12 protein-coding genes are annotated in these 17,073 nt (G+C 69.7%); 8 read left to right on the top strand and 4 right to left on the bottom strand.

What is annotated here, in order from left to right; all coding sequences use genetic code 11:
* The first annotated feature begins 131 nt into the window (after positions 1-131).
* The 5 genes from LC490_RS21855 (at position 132) to LC490_RS21835 (ending at position 7,322) form a co-directional block, all read left to right on the top strand.
* Positions 132-776: a TlpA disulfide reductase family protein gene (locus LC490_RS21855; protein WP_051885205.1), complete on the top strand. Its 645-nt coding sequence runs from the start codon at positions 132-134 to the stop codon at positions 774-776.
* A gap of 163 nt (positions 777-939) precedes the next feature.
* Positions 940-1,161 (top strand): hypothetical protein, encoded by a 222-nt coding sequence (locus LC490_RS21850; RefSeq protein WP_031373085.1) that lies wholly within the window; start codon positions 940-942, stop codon positions 1,159-1,161.
* Between the two features lie 449 nt (positions 1,162-1,610).
* Positions 1,611-4,952 (top strand): winged helix-turn-helix domain-containing protein, encoded by a 3,342-nt coding sequence (locus LC490_RS21845; protein WP_223621614.1) that lies wholly within the window; start codon positions 1,611-1,613, stop codon positions 4,950-4,952.
* Positions 4,949-5,371 carry a hypothetical protein gene (locus tag LC490_RS21840; RefSeq protein ID WP_223621613.1) on the top strand — a complete coding sequence of 141 codons (423 nt, stop codon included), beginning with the start codon at positions 4,949-4,951 and terminating at the stop codon, positions 5,369-5,371. The genes LC490_RS21845 and LC490_RS21840 overlap by 4 nt, the downstream gene beginning before the upstream one ends.
* A gap of 544 nt (positions 5,372-5,915) precedes the next feature.
* Positions 5,916-7,322, top strand: coding sequence for a hypothetical protein (locus tag LC490_RS21835; protein ID WP_031373082.1), 1,407 nt, complete (start codon positions 5,916-5,918; stop codon positions 7,320-7,322).
* 40 nt (positions 7,323-7,362) lie between these two features.
* Here LC490_RS21835 and LC490_RS21830 read toward each other — a convergent pair whose 3' ends face one another.
* The 4 genes from LC490_RS21830 to LC490_RS21815 are packed head-to-tail and all read right to left on the bottom strand — an operon-like array spanning position 7,363 to position 11,972.
* Positions 7,363-9,000, bottom strand: coding sequence for a hypothetical protein (locus LC490_RS21830; RefSeq protein ID WP_223621612.1), 1,638 nt, complete (start codon positions 8,998-9,000; stop codon positions 7,363-7,365).
* Positions 8,997-10,499 (bottom strand): hypothetical protein, encoded by a 1,503-nt coding sequence (locus LC490_RS21825; protein ID WP_223621611.1) that lies wholly within the window; start codon positions 10,497-10,499, stop codon positions 8,997-8,999. Before LC490_RS21825 ends, LC490_RS21830 begins: the two co-directional genes overlap by 4 nt.
* Positions 10,500-10,509: 10 nt before the next feature.
* The gene (locus LC490_RS21820) at positions 10,510-11,271 is read right to left on the bottom strand and encodes a PP2C family serine/threonine-protein phosphatase (RefSeq protein WP_223621610.1); all 762 of its coding nucleotides are present in this window, start codon (positions 11,269-11,271) and stop codon (positions 10,510-10,512) included.
* Positions 11,272-11,288: 17 nt separating this feature from the next.
* On the bottom strand, positions 11,289-11,972 hold the full coding sequence (locus LC490_RS21815) for a VWA domain-containing protein (protein ID WP_051885203.1): 684 nt from the start codon (positions 11,970-11,972) through the stop codon (positions 11,289-11,291).
* Between the two features lie 197 nt (positions 11,973-12,169).
* Here LC490_RS21815 and LC490_RS21810 point away from each other — a divergent pair, with 197 nt between their 5' ends.
* The 3 genes from LC490_RS21810 to LC490_RS21800 all read left to right on the top strand — a co-directional run bounded on the left by LC490_RS21810 (position 12,170) and on the right by LC490_RS21800 (position 16,807).
* Complete coding sequence (locus tag LC490_RS21810; RefSeq protein ID WP_223621609.1) at positions 12,170-13,294, top strand: aromatic ring-hydroxylating dioxygenase subunit alpha; 1,125 nt, start codon at positions 12,170-12,172, stop codon at positions 13,292-13,294.
* A 4-nt stretch (positions 13,295-13,298) separates the two neighbouring features.
* A complete protein-coding gene (locus LC490_RS21805; protein ID WP_223621608.1) occupies positions 13,299-14,579 on the top strand; it encodes an amino acid permease in 1,281 nt (426 codons plus the stop codon).
* 146 nt (positions 14,580-14,725) lie between these two features.
* Positions 14,726-16,807 carry a phospholipase C, phosphocholine-specific gene (locus LC490_RS21800; RefSeq protein WP_223621607.1) on the top strand — a complete coding sequence of 694 codons (2,082 nt, stop codon included), beginning with the start codon at positions 14,726-14,728 and terminating at the stop codon, positions 16,805-16,807.
* The last annotated feature ends 266 nt before the right edge of the window (positions 16,808-17,073 follow it).

Below are 17,073 nucleotides of genomic sequence, written 5' to 3'. Positions count from 1 at the left end.
GGCCTGCCGCAGGTCGCGGCTTACGCCGCTCCTACCCTCGAACGGCTCCTCGCTCCGCTCGCCGCCATGCGCGCATCGCCATTGTGAGCCTCGTCAAGTTCGGCATTGACACTCGCTGTTAGGGTCGTGTCATGTCGTCGCCATCCGACATCGAAACATCGGCCTCGCGGTCCGGTCAGCGCCTGCTCTGGGCCGCGCTGATCGTCGCCACCGCGCTCGTCGTCGCGCTCGGCTGGCAGGTCGGGCGCCTGCGCGACGATCAACAATGGCTGGTCGATCGCGTCACCCAACCCTATGTCGGCATGTACGTGCCGCGCGTCGCCCTGCAGTCGCTGGACGGGCGCGCGCGCGAGCTCGGCCAGCCGCCCGGCGACAGCCAGGTGGTGTTTTTCTTCACCACCACCTGCCCGCATTGCCGCGCCTCGCTGCCGCAGCTGAAACTCGCCGCGTCGCAGTTGCAGGCCGCTTCCGGCGGCGGCGCCGAACTGATCGGCGTGGCCTTCGCCTCGCCCGAACAGACCCGCCGTTATGCCGACGAACACGGGCTCGACTTTCCCTTGATCGCCCACGACGACCGCCGCACCTCGGCGCTGTTCCGCGCGCGCAAAGTGCCGTCGCTGCTGGTGATCGGCCGCGACGGGCGGGTCCGCTACCAGCACGTCGGCGCGATCAACAGCAAACAGACCTTGCAGGAACTGCTGCGCGCAGTGCGGCCCGCGTCGCCGTCGCGCGCCGCCGTGCAGGCCGCGGTCGCCGCCCCGGCGGTGCCGCGATGAACCCTGCAGCGTCGAGGGACTCGACGCTGCGGCGGGTGCCCTGGCATCCGCCAATGACGCGGCCCTGGCCGCGTGCCCCGGCCGGACCGGCATCGTGCCGGGCTCCGGCGTATCCGCCGCGGTCTTGGGAGAGGGCGCGGCGAACATCGACAGGAGCTCAGTAATGAAGAAGCGCAATCGTGGTGTCCGTGTCGTCCTCGCCGCCCTGCTGTTCTCCGCGGCGATGGGCTTCGGCGCCTTCCAGGTGATCGCCGGCAACGGTGCCGCACCGGCCCAATCGGAATCGTGCAACTCGTTCGCGTGTCGCAGCGAGTGCCCGGAATTCGGCGGCGAACTCGGCCCCGGCGGCCCGGGCCGTCCGCTGGTCTGCTATTGCTGCGGCTGATCCCCCTCGGCCGCAAGCGTCTGCCGGCCGCAGGGGGGTGGCCCCCGGCCGGCTTTTTTTATTCCGCATCCGCCTTGAAGCGGAGCCCGGCATCGGTCGCGACGGTCGGCGCCTGGCTGCCGCCCAGGTACGAGACCGGCGTGTGCGCCAGCCCCACGCAAAATCGGTTGTTTGCCGGCCACCCCGGCATCCGATCAAGCCGATTCGATGCCGTGTCACTGAAATTCGTGATCCAGCACACACGGATGCGTGACATTTTGCTAGCTTGCGCATGGATTCAGTGAACTCCCCGCCTGACGTCGCGATGGGGCGCGACGACACCGGCGGCCTTTCGCCTGTTGCGCCGGCTCGTAACGAGCGGCGGTTACGGATGACGGGGCACGCATGAAGCCTTCATGCGCCTTTGGCCCCGCACATCGACCGCCCCAATCTCACGAGCGTGCCCTGCGATGCATCAACGCATCGACCGGATCAAGAACCTGGCATCGGTATCGCAGTTCCGCATCGGCGCGCTGTTGGTACAGCCCGATCGTCTGTCGATCGTCCGCGAAGGCGTAACCACCGCGCTCGAACCGCGCATGATGGAAGTGCTGGTCGCCCTGGCCGAGCGCGCGGGCGAAGTCATCAGCGCCGAGCAACTGCTGATCGAGATCTGGCGCGGCACCTTCTACGGCGACAACCCGGTCCACAAGACCATCGCCCAGTTGCGGCGCCGACTCGGCGACCGCAGCCGCGAACCCGACTACATCGAGACCATCCGCAAGCGCGGCTATCGCCTGGCTGCGCGGGTCAGCTTTCCCGACGACTACCGCAGCGGCCTGCCGCGCGCGGCGGCGTGGACCGAGGGCAGCCCTTACGTGGGTCTGCGTTCGTTCGACCAGGCCCATGCCGGGGTGTTCTTCGGCCGCGGCCGCGCGACCGCCGAGTTGCTCGCGACCTTGCGCGAACAAGTCGACAGCCAACGCCGCTTCGTCCTGGTCTCCGGCGCCAGCGGTTGCGGCAAGACCTCGCTGCTGCGCGCCGCGGTGATGCCGCTGTTGCAGCAGGACGGCGGTTTCGACGGTCTGCATGCGCTCAGCAGCGTCTACTTCGACCTCGGCGCCTGCCGCGGCGGCGACCTGCTCGCGCGTTTGGCGCAGGCCTTGTGCGGCTGGTCGTTGCTGGGGCGGCCGGTGTTCCTGGAGACCGAGACCGAGGCGCTGGAACAGCAGTTGCGCGCCGCGCCCGAACAGGTCCACGCCCGCATCGAAGACGCCTTCCTGCGCATGACCGGGCATCGCGCCGAACGCGCCCACCTGTTGCTGGTGATCGACCACAGCGAGGCCGTCGTCGCCGAACCGGCCATCGACGCCCGCGACCGCAGCGATTTCGGCGCGGCGATGGCGGCGCTGTGCGGCTGCAGGCACGTCGCCGCGATCGCGATCACCCGCAGCGATTTCTATCCGCGCCTGATCGAAGCCGTGCCCGGCCTGGCCGAACTCAAGGCCGGCGACGGCCATATCGATCTGTTGACCCCGCGCGTGGGCGAGATCGGCCAGATCATCCGCGCCCCCGCCGCGCTGGCCGGCCTGAGTTTCGAGGAAGACCCGGAAAGCTCGATCCGGCTCGACGACGTGCTGCGCGACGCCGCCGCCGAGCATCCCGATTCGTTGCCGTTACTGCAGCACACCCTGCAGGCCTTGTACGAGCGCCAAGACGAAGGCGGCGTGTTGAGCCTGCGCACTTACCGCGAGCTCGGCGGGCTGGAAGGCGCGCTGGCGCACCGCGCCGAACAGGTGTACGCCGACTTGCCGGCGACCGCGCAAGCCAGCCTGGAACGCGTGCTCGCGGCCTTGATCGTGATCCGCCCCGACAGCGATGCGATCACCGCGCGACGAGTGCTGTGGTCGGCGCTCGACGATGCCGCGGCACGCGAGCTGGCCGAAGCCTTCGTGCGCGCGCGGCTGTTCGTCGGCGAACTCAGCGGCGGCGAGCCGGGCTTCGGCGTCGCCCACGAGGCGCTGTTGCGGCAGTGGCCGCGCGCGCGCGAATGGGCCGGCGACAACCGCCAGTTGCTGCAGGCGCGCGAACGCCTGCAGCGCGCGGCGCGGCGCTGGGCCGGCGAAGGCCGCCGTTCCGATCACCTGCTCAATCCCGGCCGCCCGCTGGCCGAAGCGCGCGAGGCCGCGCGCCGTCTGCCGGCCGACCTGGCCGCGGCCGACCTCGAATTCCTGCGCGCCAGCGAACGCCAGCAACGGCGCAAGCAATGGCTGCGGGTCGGCGCGATCGGCGCTCTGGCGGCACTGACCCTGGCCTCGGTCGGCCTGGGCCTGCAGGCCTTGCAAGCGCGGCGCGAAGCCGAACAACGCCGCGACCAGGCCCAGCAACTGGTCGGTTTCATGCTCGGCGACCTCGCCGAACAACTGCGCCCGATCGGCAACCTGCAACTGCTCGACAGCGTCGGCAGCCAGGCCCTGACCTATCTGGAACGCATGCCGGAAGCCGACATGCAACCGCGCGAACTGGTCAACCATGCGCGCGCCCTGCGCACGGTCGGCGAAGTACTGATGAACCTGGCCCGGTTCGACGAGGCCAACGCCGCCTTCGAGCGTGCCGCCGAAGCGGTGGCGCGGGCGCGCCGGGAAACTCCCGACTCGCTGGAGGCCCTGGCCGAATCCGGCACGGTCGCCTACTGGCAGGGCTATTACGACTTCCGCCAGAAACGCATGGACCCGGCGCACGCGCATTGGCTCGACTATCTGCGCGCGGCCGAGCAATTGGTCGCGCGCGCGCCGACCGACCCGCGCTGGCAGCTCGAACTGTCGTATGCGCTGAACAATCTCGGCACCCTCGCCAACAGCCGCCAGCGCACCGACGAGGCCGCGGAACTGTTCGCGCGTTCGGTCGCGATCAAGCGCGAGCTGATCGCCCGCAAGCCCGACGACAAGTCGCTGCGTTACGAACTGGTCGACAGCCTGTCCTGGCTCAGCACCGCGCAGGAGTCGCGCGGTCAACTCGAAGCGGCCGCCGCCGGCTACGCCCTGCAGACCCGGATGCTGCGCGAACTGGTCGCCGACGAACCCGACGCCAATGCCTGGCGACGCAAACTCGCGACCGCGTTGTTGCGCAGCTCGATCCTGGCGCTGGATCGGGGCCGGATCGAGGAAGCCGCTCGCGATGCCGAGGAAACCCGGTCCCTGTTGCGCCAACTGGTCGAGCAGCAACCCGACAACCGCACCTGGCGCCGCGACCTCGCCCATGCCCAAGCCCACGCCGGCTGGATCGACGCGCTGCGCGGCGCGCATGCGCCGGCCGTCCAGCAAATGCGCGAAGCGCTGAGCACCTTGGCGCCCTTGCTCGCGCAAACCGAATCGCTGCCGGAATGGCGCCGGCTCGATGCCGTCGTGCGCCTGCGCCTGACCCAGGTGGAGAGCGCTGCCGCAACGACGCCGTGGCCGACGCAGATCGACCGCGCCGTGGCCGACCTCGAAGCCCTGCACTCGGGCGGCAGCGACGCCGCCAGTCTGTCGACCCTGGCGCGCGCCTTGGTTTCGCGCGGCGAACGCTTGGCCGCCGTGGGCCAACGCGAGCGCGCCCTGGCCGACTGGAAGCGCGTGCGCGGGCTGCTCGCGGCGAGCGCGCCGCAGTCGCGCGACCGCTTCCTGCTCGACACCTGGATTCGCGCGCAGATCCACCTCGACGCCCACGCCGACGTTGCGCGCCAGATCGAATGGCTGCGCCGCAGCGGCTACCGCCACCCGGATTTCATCGCCTTCTACGCTCCACCCACCCGCCAGGAAGCCCTGCAATGACTCAGAAGTCCAAGAACAAGACCAAGCCGGCCACGCTCGAGATCGAACTCACCGTCGCCCATGTGGTGTTCGGCGGCAACGCCGCGCAAGGCCGTTACTTCTACAGTTTCTCGCCCGACGTAGTCACCGTCGGCAAGGACCAGAGCCCGGTCAAGATCACCTACCGCCTCGAAAAAGAAGTGTCCAAGGATCTTAAGATCGAGGGCGTGCTGAACTCCGACGCCAAGGACCAGATCTACGACACCAAGATCGCCGCCGACGGACGCAGCGCCAGCATGATGAACCGCAACGACACCCAGACCCTGATCTTCTTCTCGGTGCTGGTGCGCGACCACAAGCGCGGCGTCCTGGTCGCCTGCGACCCCCAAGTCGGCAACGACCCGGAAATCACCCCGCAGGCCGGCAAGCGCAAGCGCTGACCCGCCGCGGCCTGTCGACGGCGCTGCGCCCGCACCGCGAGCGCAGCGGCGACCGACCGCCGGAAACCGCAGCGGCCGTTACCCAACGGCCGCTGCCCATGTTGGCGGTTCGACCGCCTCGTTCGTCTCCGCTTCGGCACCGATCCGGCGCTGTCGCCAAGCGGCCGGCAGAAGACTCTGGATGTTCGGCCATCGCCGGAGAAGAGCCGAGCCCGCCTGCGTGGGAATGACGGGCTATCGACGGCCGCGCCGCAATGCCGGCCAACGCCCGGCCCACGTCGCGAACGACGGAAAGCGGCCAGAACCCGCGCTGACGACGGCGAGCGAACCTGTTCGTTCGCCTCCGGCAAGGCTCGACCCGTTGCACCAAGCCATTAATTTAACAGGGAAAAACAGACCGTAAGGTTGCCGTAAGGCAGGCCGGACGCGCTGCGAGGAATCTGCGCCGACCCGGACCGCCGCGTGCCGCCGCCGGGACCGATGCGCCGGCCGGCGCACGGTGTCCGGCACGAACCCGCCCCGGCGGATTCGCAGGAGCCCGGCCATGTCCGATTCCGACTATCCCTACACCTTGTCCGGCGACGGCGGCGACACGCTCGACTCGCAGGACGACATCGGCCCGCTCTCGCAGTTCCGCCACGGCGCCCAGGACCGGCGCCTGCTCGAACTCGCCCGCCTCGATGCCGGCCTGGCCGCCAACAACGATTTCGACGACAAGCCCTGGGGCCTGCTGTACCGGGCCCTGACCGATTCGATCGACGTCTCGCCGGACGACTTCCAACTGGTCTATCCGTCGACGCGTTGGGACTGGCCGCTCACCCAGGCCGGTTTCATCAGCGCCGCCCAGCACGACTTCTGCGCGACCGCGCCGCGCTGGAGCGCGATCGGCGCTTACGTCTCCAGTGGCGACCCGGTGCACCAGGCCTATCAGCAGTTCCTCAACGTGATCCCGGCCGCGACCGAATACCCGAGCCTGCGCCAGCACCTGCACGACGCCGACGACGAACTGGTCGTGGCGACCAACCACTACACCCTGGCCACGACCTCGGCCGCCTCGGCCTACGCCAATCAAGTCGCCGACAACGAGCCCTGCTTCAGCGAGTGGCTGGGCCGCAGCGGCGGCCGTGGTTACCAGGCGCGCATCGTCGCCGCCGAGACCGCGATGAACCAGGCGCAGGCGCACTACTCGGCCTTGATCGCGCAGTGCGACGCGGTCGAACTCGGCGCGGCCCAGCGCCGTTGCGGCAGCGACGACTTTCACGTCCGCCTGGCCGATCTCAACCTGATCAAGATGGCCAAGGTCCCCGACTGGCAGGTCGAACACGACGCCGCCGACTGGGTCGCACGGGTCCAGGCCGGTCACGGCCCGGCCGGCGCCACCGTGGGTTTCAGCAACCGCGAGGCGCCCTACGATTTCGGCCGCAGTTGGGCCGGGCGCCAGGGCAAGATCCGCCAGTTGTTCTGGCAGGTGCGCATCAACGGCCGTTGGGAGCGCATCGACGAATTCGAGTTCGACAACCAACTCGAACTGTCGCTGGATTTCCAGGCGGTCGACCGGATCCGCATCGCCCCGGGCGGCTGGTACGACGGCGAATTCGCCCGCAGCATGATCGACGGCCCCTTCGTCCACGGCTACAGCCCGTTCGGCGACGAACGCGGCCAGGCGGTGTTCGGCGAAAAGGGCTTCTTCGGCCTGGTCAAGAGCGGCATGGTCGTCGGCTACAAACCGAGCTTCAGCATCCGCACCACCACCTCGACCTTCCGCCGCTTCGCCAACGTCTTCAAGTTCGCCACCGGCTTGCGCATCGGCCCCTTCACCCTCGAAGCCGAAGGCGGCAGCGCGCGCGCCGGCTGGAAAGCCGACCCGGCGAGCCTGAGCTTCACCGGCACCACCACCTCGGAGGTGCCCTTGATCATCGGCGTGACCATCGCCGAGCTGCCGAACGCTTGAGCCTCGACCGCGCGCCGCGGCCAACAAGCCGCGCGAGCGCTCACGGACCGCGCAAGACCCAGCCGCAGTAACGGCCCGAGCAGGCGCCGCTGGAGGCATCGAGCAGCACCACGTTGCCCAAGTCGCCGCGCGGACGTTCGATCATCGCCGGCAATACCAGGATCGCCGGCGCGGAGCGGTCCAGCCCGCGCGGAAGATCGAAACCGCGCGCGATGCGATAGCGCGGCCAACCGGCGATGCGGGCATCGAAGGATTTTTGTCCGGCCGCCCCAACGCGCGCACGCCAGTGACTGAGGTCGAGCGGGCCGGCGACGACCAGGGCGCCACGACGCCAGGGAGTGGCCAGCAGCGCGGTCGTGCTCGGCGCGGCCTTCGCGCCGCGAAAAGCGACCGCGTCCAAGGCATCCGACAAGCGCGGGATCGTCGACAGATCGTCGGGCGCGGGCTCGACTGCGACACCGGCGCCGGTGCCGACCATCTTCTGCATCGTCGCTACCGCCGGCGGCAGGGACGGCAGCGGCCGGCGCGCCATCACCCGCACCGCGGCCGGGATCGACAGCCCATGCAGTTCCATCGCCACCTCCTGCGCGCGCGCCTGCAGGATCTGGAAACGCGGCGCGGCCTCGGCCCCGCCGGCGACGTCGATGCGTTGGCGCACCGCGCGCGAACCGGCGGCACGGCCGACTTGTTCGGCTTCGATCATCAAGGCGCCCAGGGCCAGGTCCGGCTGGTCGTAGAGCCAGGTCCAGGCCAGGCCGCGCCAGGCGCCGTCGAAGGTCGGGTTGGTGCGCAAGGCCTGCAGGAAATTCGCCCGCGCCGCGTCGCGCTGGCGGCGCAGGCTTTCGGCATCGACGATGTCGAGCGGCCGCTCCGCAGCGGCGCCATAGCGGCCGAGGCCGTCCATGAAAGCGCCGAGCCGCCAGATGCCGAGCTCGCGCGGCGGCAATGCGCGCGAAGGGTCGGCCGCCACCGCCGCGGACAAATAGTGCTCGATCGGCTCGATGCGCTCGGCGCCGGCGCCCGGCTGCAAGGCCGCCGAGGCTTCGCGATACAACCGCATCGCACCGTCGTAGCGGTCGGCATCGCGCTTCGCGTTCGATCCCTGCGCCTGCGCCGCGATCATCGCGAGCTGCTGGCGATAGAAGGAATCGCCGTGCGCGGCGCTGCTCGCGGCGCCGCGGATCAGGGCATCGATCTCGGCCTCGCGTTCGCGCGCCGAACGCGGCGGCGGCGAGACCGCCGCGGGCGCCGGCGACGCCAGCGCATCGGCCATCGCCGAAGGCTCGGCGGGCGCGGCCGGCACGCCGCCGACGATCGCATCGGCGGGGAAGCGCTGCGCGTTGCGCGCCGGCGCGACCAGGATCGCGACCACGGCGAACGCCGCCACCACCACGCCGATGCGCAGTTCGCGGTCGTTGTGCTCGATCGAGCGCATCAGCACCGCGATCAGGCTGGGCACCGCCGCCATCAACAAGGCGAGGTTGAACCAGCGCTCGTCGCGGCTGTGCAGCGGCGAGGACACCCAATGCCCGGCCACGTCCATCGCCCACAGCGGCAAGGACATCAACCAGCCGGTGAACGGCGCCAGCAGGATCAAGGTGAAGAACAGCAGCACGGCCAGCTTGCCCCAGGCCATGCGGGTGTAGCGGAAACGCTGCAAGGGCTTGGGCCGGCTCATCGGTTCTTGAGCATCCTCGGCAGGACCAGCATGAACACGCCGCAAGCGGCCAGAAAACCGGCGCCGAGCAAGGTCATCAGGATCGCGTTCATCCAGCCGTCGAGCGCGGCCGCGCCCGAGCTCGGCAGCAACTGGGCGTACAAGGCCTGCACGAACTGAGCGATCCGGGCGAACGACCAGGGCAGCGCCACCGCCAGGCTGACCCGCACTGCGATGCCGATTCGCGACGACCAAGGCTTGCTCGCGACGGCCGCGCCAGACCCGCGTGGCCACCAGGACCGCTGCGCCTGCGCCACGTTCTGCGCAGTCTGCGCCTGCATCTGCGCCTGCATGCGGGTCAGTTGCGCCTGCATCTGGGCCATCTGCGCGGCGGTCACCGCAGAAACCGGCCCGCGCGCCCCGCGCCGACCGCCCGAAGGCTCCGGCCGCGGATTCGGTTTCGGCCGCGGCGTGGCGTTGCGCGCGGTCTTCGCGATCAACTCGGCGCGCACGCAGGACGCGCACGGCTGGCTGGCGTAGTGCTGATGCTCGCGATTGCGCGCGCACACGACCAGGCGCCCGCTCGAAGGTTGCGCATAACTGCGCAAAGCGCGGCTCCACTCGGCCGCGCTCGGCCGCTGCTCGCCGTCCTTGCCGAAGGCGCGGTCGAACAACTCGCGCAGCTCCAGCGGGATCGCGGCATGCGCGCTGACCGGGCTCGGCGTCATCATCCGATGGGCGCGCAGGCCGTAGGCGTAATGCCGCTCGCGGATGCGCGCCGGGATGTCGGTCGGCACGCGGTCGGAAGCCGGCCGGCCGCTGTAGGGATGGATGCCGAAGTTCAACAACTGGAACACGACCACGGCCAGGGCGAAGCGGTCCTGGGTTTCCTCGCCATCCGGACCGAGCTTGCGTACCTGGAATTCCGGGGCGAGGTAATCCGGCGTGACCTGCGGTGCGGAAAAACGTTTGCCCTGGCCCTGGATGCTGAAGCCGTCGCAGTCGAGCAAGGCGATGTACAGCGATGCGCGATAAAAGCGCAGGTTGACCGGCTTCAGGTCGACCACGTAGTGATGCTGCGCATGCAGCGCGGCAAGCACCGCGCTGAGGTTGGCGGCGAGCGTGACCTTGGCGCCGAGCCCGACCGGCAGCCCGGCCGCGCGCGCCTGCCGCTCCTGCAGCACCTGTTCGAGTTCGGAGGTCGACTTCACGTCGAGCGCCGGCATGGTGAAACCGACGAAACGCCCGCGCTCGTCGCGCACCACCGCATGCGGCCAGGCGATCTGGACGTAACGCTTGCCGCCCTCGACCTGGTCGGGCAGATGCGGGCGCAGTTCCAGCATCGCCTCGATGCGGTCGGTATAGCTCGGCGGGTCGACGCGCTCGTGATAGATCTTGGCGACGCTGTGAGCGTCGTCGGGCAGCAGGTATACGCTGCCCGCGCCGCCGCTCTTGATCAGCGCGCCCAGCGTCGAGCGCCGAGGCCCGATCCGGATGCTGCTGCCGCTGCGCAGAGTCATGGCGCCCGGATCAGACCCGCAAGGCGATCAGCAGGGTCTTGTCGTCGGACGTGATGCCGTGCGTGCGCGGATCGTCGAGGGTACCGAACAAGGCGCGGCTGCCCGCGTCTTCGTCGACCGAGGCCAGATAACGCGCGACCGGATCGATGAAGGGCCGGTACAGGCCGGCATTGCCCTTTTCCATCGCGAACGGCATCGCGCCGTCGGACATCAGGTTCAAGCGAGCGACCGGGTACGGCACGGCCAGCACGCGCAAATGCTCGCGCCAGGCCTCGCCGGTGACGAAGTAAGTTTCGTTGGCGTACTCGCCGTTCTCCGGCGCCGACACGCGGGCGGCATGCGTCTGCGCATCGGCCGCTTCGGCGACGCCGAGGCCGTCGCCGATGTGGAAAAACCAGCCGCGCTCCGCGTCGCCGACGAAGCCGACCAGGGTCGCGGCATAACTCGACAACTCCGCCTGCGCCGCGCCGGCCACGGCGATCAGCGCGGCACGCGCTTCGAGCACCGCGGCTGCCGCCAATTCGAACACCGCCTGCTCGCTCGTCGCCGAAGCATCGCCCTGCTTCGCCCAGGCCGCGGCCAGGTTGCGCACCACCGTGTCGGCGGTCAGGCGCGAACCGACGTCGCTCGACGCCGCCGAACCCGCGCCGTCGCAGACCACCGCCACCAGGACGTCGCCGTCGGCGTGGAAAGCGAACGCGTCCTGGCAGGGAATGCCTTTGTCGAGATGCGATTTTCCGGTGGCCGATGCCGCATAGATCCGCCAGCCCATGGCCCGGGACCCGCCGCTCAGGTCGGCACCGACGACCAGGTGTCGGTCGAGGGCAACTGCGCCTGACCGCCCGGCCGCGACTGCGACACCACCTGCATGCTCGCGCTGAGCCACAGGAACAATTCGCGGAACTGCAGACCCTGCAGGCGCTTCACGCCGGCCGCGCCCTTGCTGCTGAACTGGGCCATGACCTTGTCCTGCGAGCCTTCGCCGACCGCGATCGGGAAGATCGCGACCTTGTTGGCCTGCTCGGCGTCGCGCGCCTGCTTGGCCGAGGTTTCCCAGGCGTCGGTCGGCGAGCCGTCCGACATCAGGAACAGCCACGGCCGGGTGTAGGCGATGCCGGCCTGCTTGAAGCGCTGCTTTTCGTTTTCGACTTCGGCCAGGGCCAGTTCGATGGCGCGGCCTGTCGGCGTGGTGCCTTCGGCTTCCAGGGTCGGCGCGGTGAAATCCATCGCGTCGCACCAATCGCCGACCACCTCGGCGGTGTCGAACCCGCCGTAGCGCACCACCAGCACGCGCACGCGCTTGGCCGCGATCACGTCGGACTTGAGCTCCTGTTCGAGCAGCTTCAGGCCTTCGTTCAATTGCCGGACCGGCTCGCCGAGCATGCTGCCGGAGCAGTCGAGCACCAACACCAGCGGGGTGCGCTGCTCGGTGTTGTCGACCAGGGCTACATCGGGGATGACGGGCTGATTCATGGCATTCCTTTGCTGCATGGAGATAGGGGCCGAGTATAGCCACGAGCCGGGGTGGTCGGCGCGGGCCCGGGTCGCGGAGCGCCACATCGGCCTGCAAACGCCTGCGAACAGGCCCTGTGCGGCGGATACGGCCGCGCCTGCGTCGCGCTCATTCGCCGGGCCTAGGCGCGGCCCCGCTGCGGCGCGATACTCGGGCCATGACCGAGCCCGCCGCCCACGTCGCCGCCGCTGCCGATCTCGCCCCGCAGGCGCTCAGCCACGCCACCGCCCTGCCCGCGCACTATTACGTCGAGCCGGCCATGGCCGCGCGCGACCGCGCCACCATCTTCGACCCCGCCTGGCAGTTGATCGCTCATGTCTGCCAGTTGCGCGACGCCGGCGACCACGTCGTCGCCGACTTCGCCGGCCTGCCGGTGATCGCGGTGCGCGGCGCCGACGACGAGATCCGCGTCTTCCACAACGTCTGCCGGCACCGCGCCGGGCCGATCGCGAGTTGCGACGGCCTGGCCGCGCGTTCGCTGCGCTGCCGCTACCACGGCTGGACCTACGGCCTCGACGGCGTGCTGCGCTCGGCGCCGGAGATGGCGCAGGCGCCCGACTTCGATCCGGCGCAGATCCGCCTGCCGCAGTTGCGGATGCGGGTCTGGCAGGGGCTGGTGTTCGCCGCGTCGCATCCAAACCTCGATTTCGACGAGTTCGTCGCCGGCATCGATGCGCGCATCGGCGCCGAACGCGGGCTCGAACATTATCGCCACCATCACCGGGTCGGTTACGACGTCGCCTGCAACTGGAAGGTCTACGTCGACAACTATCTCGAGGGCTACCACGTCCCGCACATCCATCCCGGCCTCAACCGCCTGCTGGATTACCGCAGCTACATCACCGAGACCGCGCGCTGGTATTCCTATCAGTGGAGCCCGCTGGAAAGCGGCGACGGCCTGTACGGCAACGGCGACGCGCTGTACTACTGGCTGTGGCCGAACACCATGCTCAACATCCTGCCCGGGCGGCTGCAAACCAACCGGGTGGTGCCGATCGGCGTCGACCGTTGCCGGGTCGAGTTCGATTTCTACTACACCTCCGACGACTCGCTCGAGGCGCGCACGCGTCGCGAGGCCGACCTGGAATTCAGCGACGAAGTGCAGTTGGAAGACCTGACCATCTGCGCCGACGTGCAACGCGGGCTGGCCTCGGGCTCGTACGTGGCCGGACGCTTAAACCCCTTGCGCGAAAACGCCGTGCATCACTTCCAGGAGTTGTTGCGCGACGCCTATCGCGATGCCGGCCCGGCCGCGATTCCCGCCGCCTTGGTGGAGCGCTAGCCGCTTGCGGACCACGCCCGCGAGCGCACGCCCGCTGGGCCTGTGGACCGCGACGGCGCTGGTCGTCGGCAGCATGATCGGCAGCGGCGTGTTCCTGCTGCCGGCGGCGTTGGCGCCTTACGGCGGCGCCAGCCTGATCGGTTGGGCGATCACCTTGTGCGGGGCCTTGTTGCTCGCCTGGACCTTCGCCCGCATGGCGATGCGCTGGCCGCACAGCGGCGGGCCCTACACCTATGCGCATCGCGCCTTCGGCGACAGCGTCGGCTTCGTCGTCGCCTGGAGTTACTGGATCTCGATCTGGTGCGCCAACGCCGCCATCGCGGTGGCCTTCGCCGGCAGCCTCGGCGCGATTTCGCCGCAGCTGACCGCGACGCCCGCGCGTGCCGCGGCCTGCGCGCTGGCGGCGCTGTGGGTCTGCGCGGGCGTGAACCTGGCCGGGGTACGCGAAGCCGGCCGCATGCAGCTCGTCATTACCGCCCTGAAATTGTTGCCGCTGTTGTTGTTCGGCGTGGTCGCGCTGTGGTGGCTCGATCCCGGCACGGCGTTTCGCCCGTTCAATCCCGGTGGCGGTTCATTGCCGCAGGTGGCCAATGCGACCGCGGCGCTGACCTTGTGGGCGCTGCTCGGCCTGGAAGCGGCGACCGTGCCGGCCGACGCCATCGCCGACCCGGAACGCAACGTGCCGCGCGCGACCGTGATCGGCACCTTGCTCGCCGGCATCGCCACCATCCTCGCCTGCACCGTGGTGCTCGGCCTGGTGCCGGCCGAAACGCTGCGCCAATCGCCCTCACCGATGGCCGATGCCGCGGTCTCGATCTGGGGCCCGGCCGCGGGCCTCGCCCTCGCCTCGGTCTCGGCGGTGTCCTGCTTCGGCGCGCTCAACGGTTGGACCTTGTTGTCGGGGCAACTGCCGCTGGCGGCCGCGCGCGACCGCGTGTTTCCGGCGTTCTTCGCCCGCGTCGATGCGCGCGGCACGCCCAGGCTCGGCATCGTGATCGGCGCCACCCTGGCCAGTGCCCTGGTGCTGTCGAACTACAGCCGCACGCTGGTGCAGGTATTCACCTTCGCCATCCTGCTGTCGACCGCCGCGACCTTGCTGCCCTACGTCGCCGGCAGCGCCGCGTGGCTGCTGCGCGGCCAGGGCCGCAGCCGCATCGTCGCCGGCTTCGCCCTCGCCTTCAGCCTGTACGCGTTGTGGGGCATCGGCGCCGAGGCCTTGTCGTGGGGCGCGGTGCTGGTCGCGGCCGGACTGCCGGTGCATCTGCTGTTGCGACTGCGACGCTGAGCAGCACCGACCGGTGCACACACAATGAGCGCTGGCGCACAAGTCGGCGCACCGCTCTCGCCGCGGTAACCGCGATGCCACGTTGCACAAGCAGGCTGGGAGATCGGCCGCCCACCGATTCCCCCGAACGACTGCACGGATTACCCATGACCGACCAACAACGCCGCGACTTCCTGCGCAGCGCCGCCGGCGCCACCGCCGCCGGACTCGCCCTCAACCTGTTCCCGCCAAGCATCCAGAAAGCGCTGGCGATCCCCGCCGCGCGCGTCACCGGCACCATCCACGACGTCAAGCACGTGGTGATCCTGATGCAGGAAAACCGCTCCTTCGATCACTACTTCGGAGCGATGCGCGGCGTGCGCGGCTTCGGCGACCGCTTTCCGATTCCGCTGCCGAACGGAAAGCCGGTGTGGCACCAGCAAACCGCGCTAGGCCGCGAGATCCAGCCCTACCACCTCGACACCACGACCACGAGCGCGCAGCGCATCGGCGGCACGCCGCACACCTGGCCCGATTCGCAGGCGGCCTGGAACAACGGCCTGATGGACCGCTGGTTGCCGGCCAAGACCGAACGCTCGCTCGGCTATTACCGCCAGGCCGACATCCCGTTCCAGTACGCGCTCGCCAACGCCTTCACCCTGTGCGATGCCTACCACTGCTCGCAGCAGACCGGCACCAACCCGAACCGCCTGTTCCATTGGACCGGCACCAACAACCCGGCCGCCGACCGCGGCGGCCCGGCGATCGTCAACACCTTCGACGACTACGGCCCGGCCAATGAAGGTTACTGGTGGACGACCTATCCCGAGCGCCTTGAGCAAGCCGGGGTCAGTTGGAAGCTGTACCAGGACATGGACGACAACTTCACCGACAACCCGCTCGAAGGCTTCCGCCAGTTCCGCGCGGCGTTGCCGGGCTCGGCCTTGGCCGAGAAGGCGCTCAAGACCTGGACCCTCGACGACCTCGCCGCCGACGTGCGCAGCGGCCGCCTGCCGCAGGTGTCGTGGCTGGTCGCGCCGGCGAAGTACTCCGAGCATCCGGGGCCGTCGGCGCCGATCTGGGGCGCGGACTACACCGCGCGCGTGCTCGACGCGCTGACCGCCGACCCCGAGGTCTGGGCGCGCACGGTGCTGATCGTCAACTTCGATGAGAACGACGGTTTCTTCGACCACGTTCCGCCGCCGGCGCCGCCTTCGCTCGACGGCCAGGGCGCTTACCTCGGCGGTTCCACCGTCGACCTGCGCGGCGAACACCACCGCGCGCGCTCGGGCCCCTCGCACGGCACCTCCAACGACCCGCCGATCTATTACGACCGCCCCTACGGCCTCGGCCCGCGCGTGCCGACCTATGTGATCTCGCCGTGGAGCCGCGGCGGCTGGATCAATTCGCAGGTGTTCGACCACACCTCGGTGATCCGTTTCCTGGAACGCCGCTTCGGCGTCATGGAACCCAACATCAGCCCATGGCGGCGCGCGGTCTGCGGCGACCTCACCAGCGCCTTCAATTTCGTCGACCCTAACCGCGAGCCGATCCCGAACTTGCCCGACACCCGCGACGCCGACCGCATCGTCGCCGAACAAAGCCGTTTGCCGGCGCCGAAACCGCCCACGGTGGCGAGTGCGGCGCAACAGGAACGCGGCACCAAGCCCTCGCGCGCCCTGCCTTACGACCTGCAGGTCGGCGAACGCATCGATGTCGGCGCGCGCCGCGTGCGCCTGCACTTCGGCAACACAGGCCGCGCCAGCGCGGTGTTCCATGTCTACGACTTGCTCGACCCGAACGCGATCCCGCGCCGCTACACCGTCGAGCCCGGCAAGTCCTTGCACGGCGAGTGGGCGCTCGACGGCGACGGTGCCCGCGCCTATGCCTTGCAGGTGTTCGCACCGAACGGCTTCTTCCGCGAGTTCCGCGGCTCCCTGCACGGCGCCAACCCCTCGGCGACGACCGTGCCGGACCTGCGCCTGCGCCGCCGCAAACTGATCCTGGCCTTGCGCAACACCACTCACAAACCGGTGCGGCTGAGCATCGCCGACCAATACGGTTTGTACGAAGCGCGCCTGGAACGGCTGGGCCCGGGCACCACCCGCCAGCGTCCGATCCGCCTCGACGAAAGCCACCAGTGGTACGACTTCGTGCTCACCGACGCCAACGACCCGGAGTATTACCGCCGCCTCGCCGGCCGCATCGAAACCGGCGCGCACGGCATCACCGATCCGGGCCTGATCTGAACGACCATTCGCGGGATCGCCGCTGAGAAATCGCCGATGCGAAACGAAACGGCCGCCCCGCGCGAATCGCGGGGCGGCCGTTATCTCCAACGGCTTACGATGCGGCCGTCAAAACGCCAGTCGGTAGCTCGCCGACACGCCCCAATCCGCATCGCCGCCCGACGAGGATGCGCGTGCGCCGACGCCGAGCACCGAACCGTTGCCGAAACGGTGGTCGAAGTCCACCAAGGCCTGCCCCCAGCTGCGGTCCAGTTCGCCGCCGGGCA

This window comes from Lysobacter sp. ESA13C, from assembly GCF_019970005.1.
GTDB lineage: Bacteria > Pseudomonadota > Gammaproteobacteria > Xanthomonadales > Xanthomonadaceae > Lysobacter > Lysobacter antibioticus_B.
The sequence above is the reverse complement of the archived record's forward strand: the minus strand, read 5'-3'. Positions and strand labels throughout refer to the sequence as shown.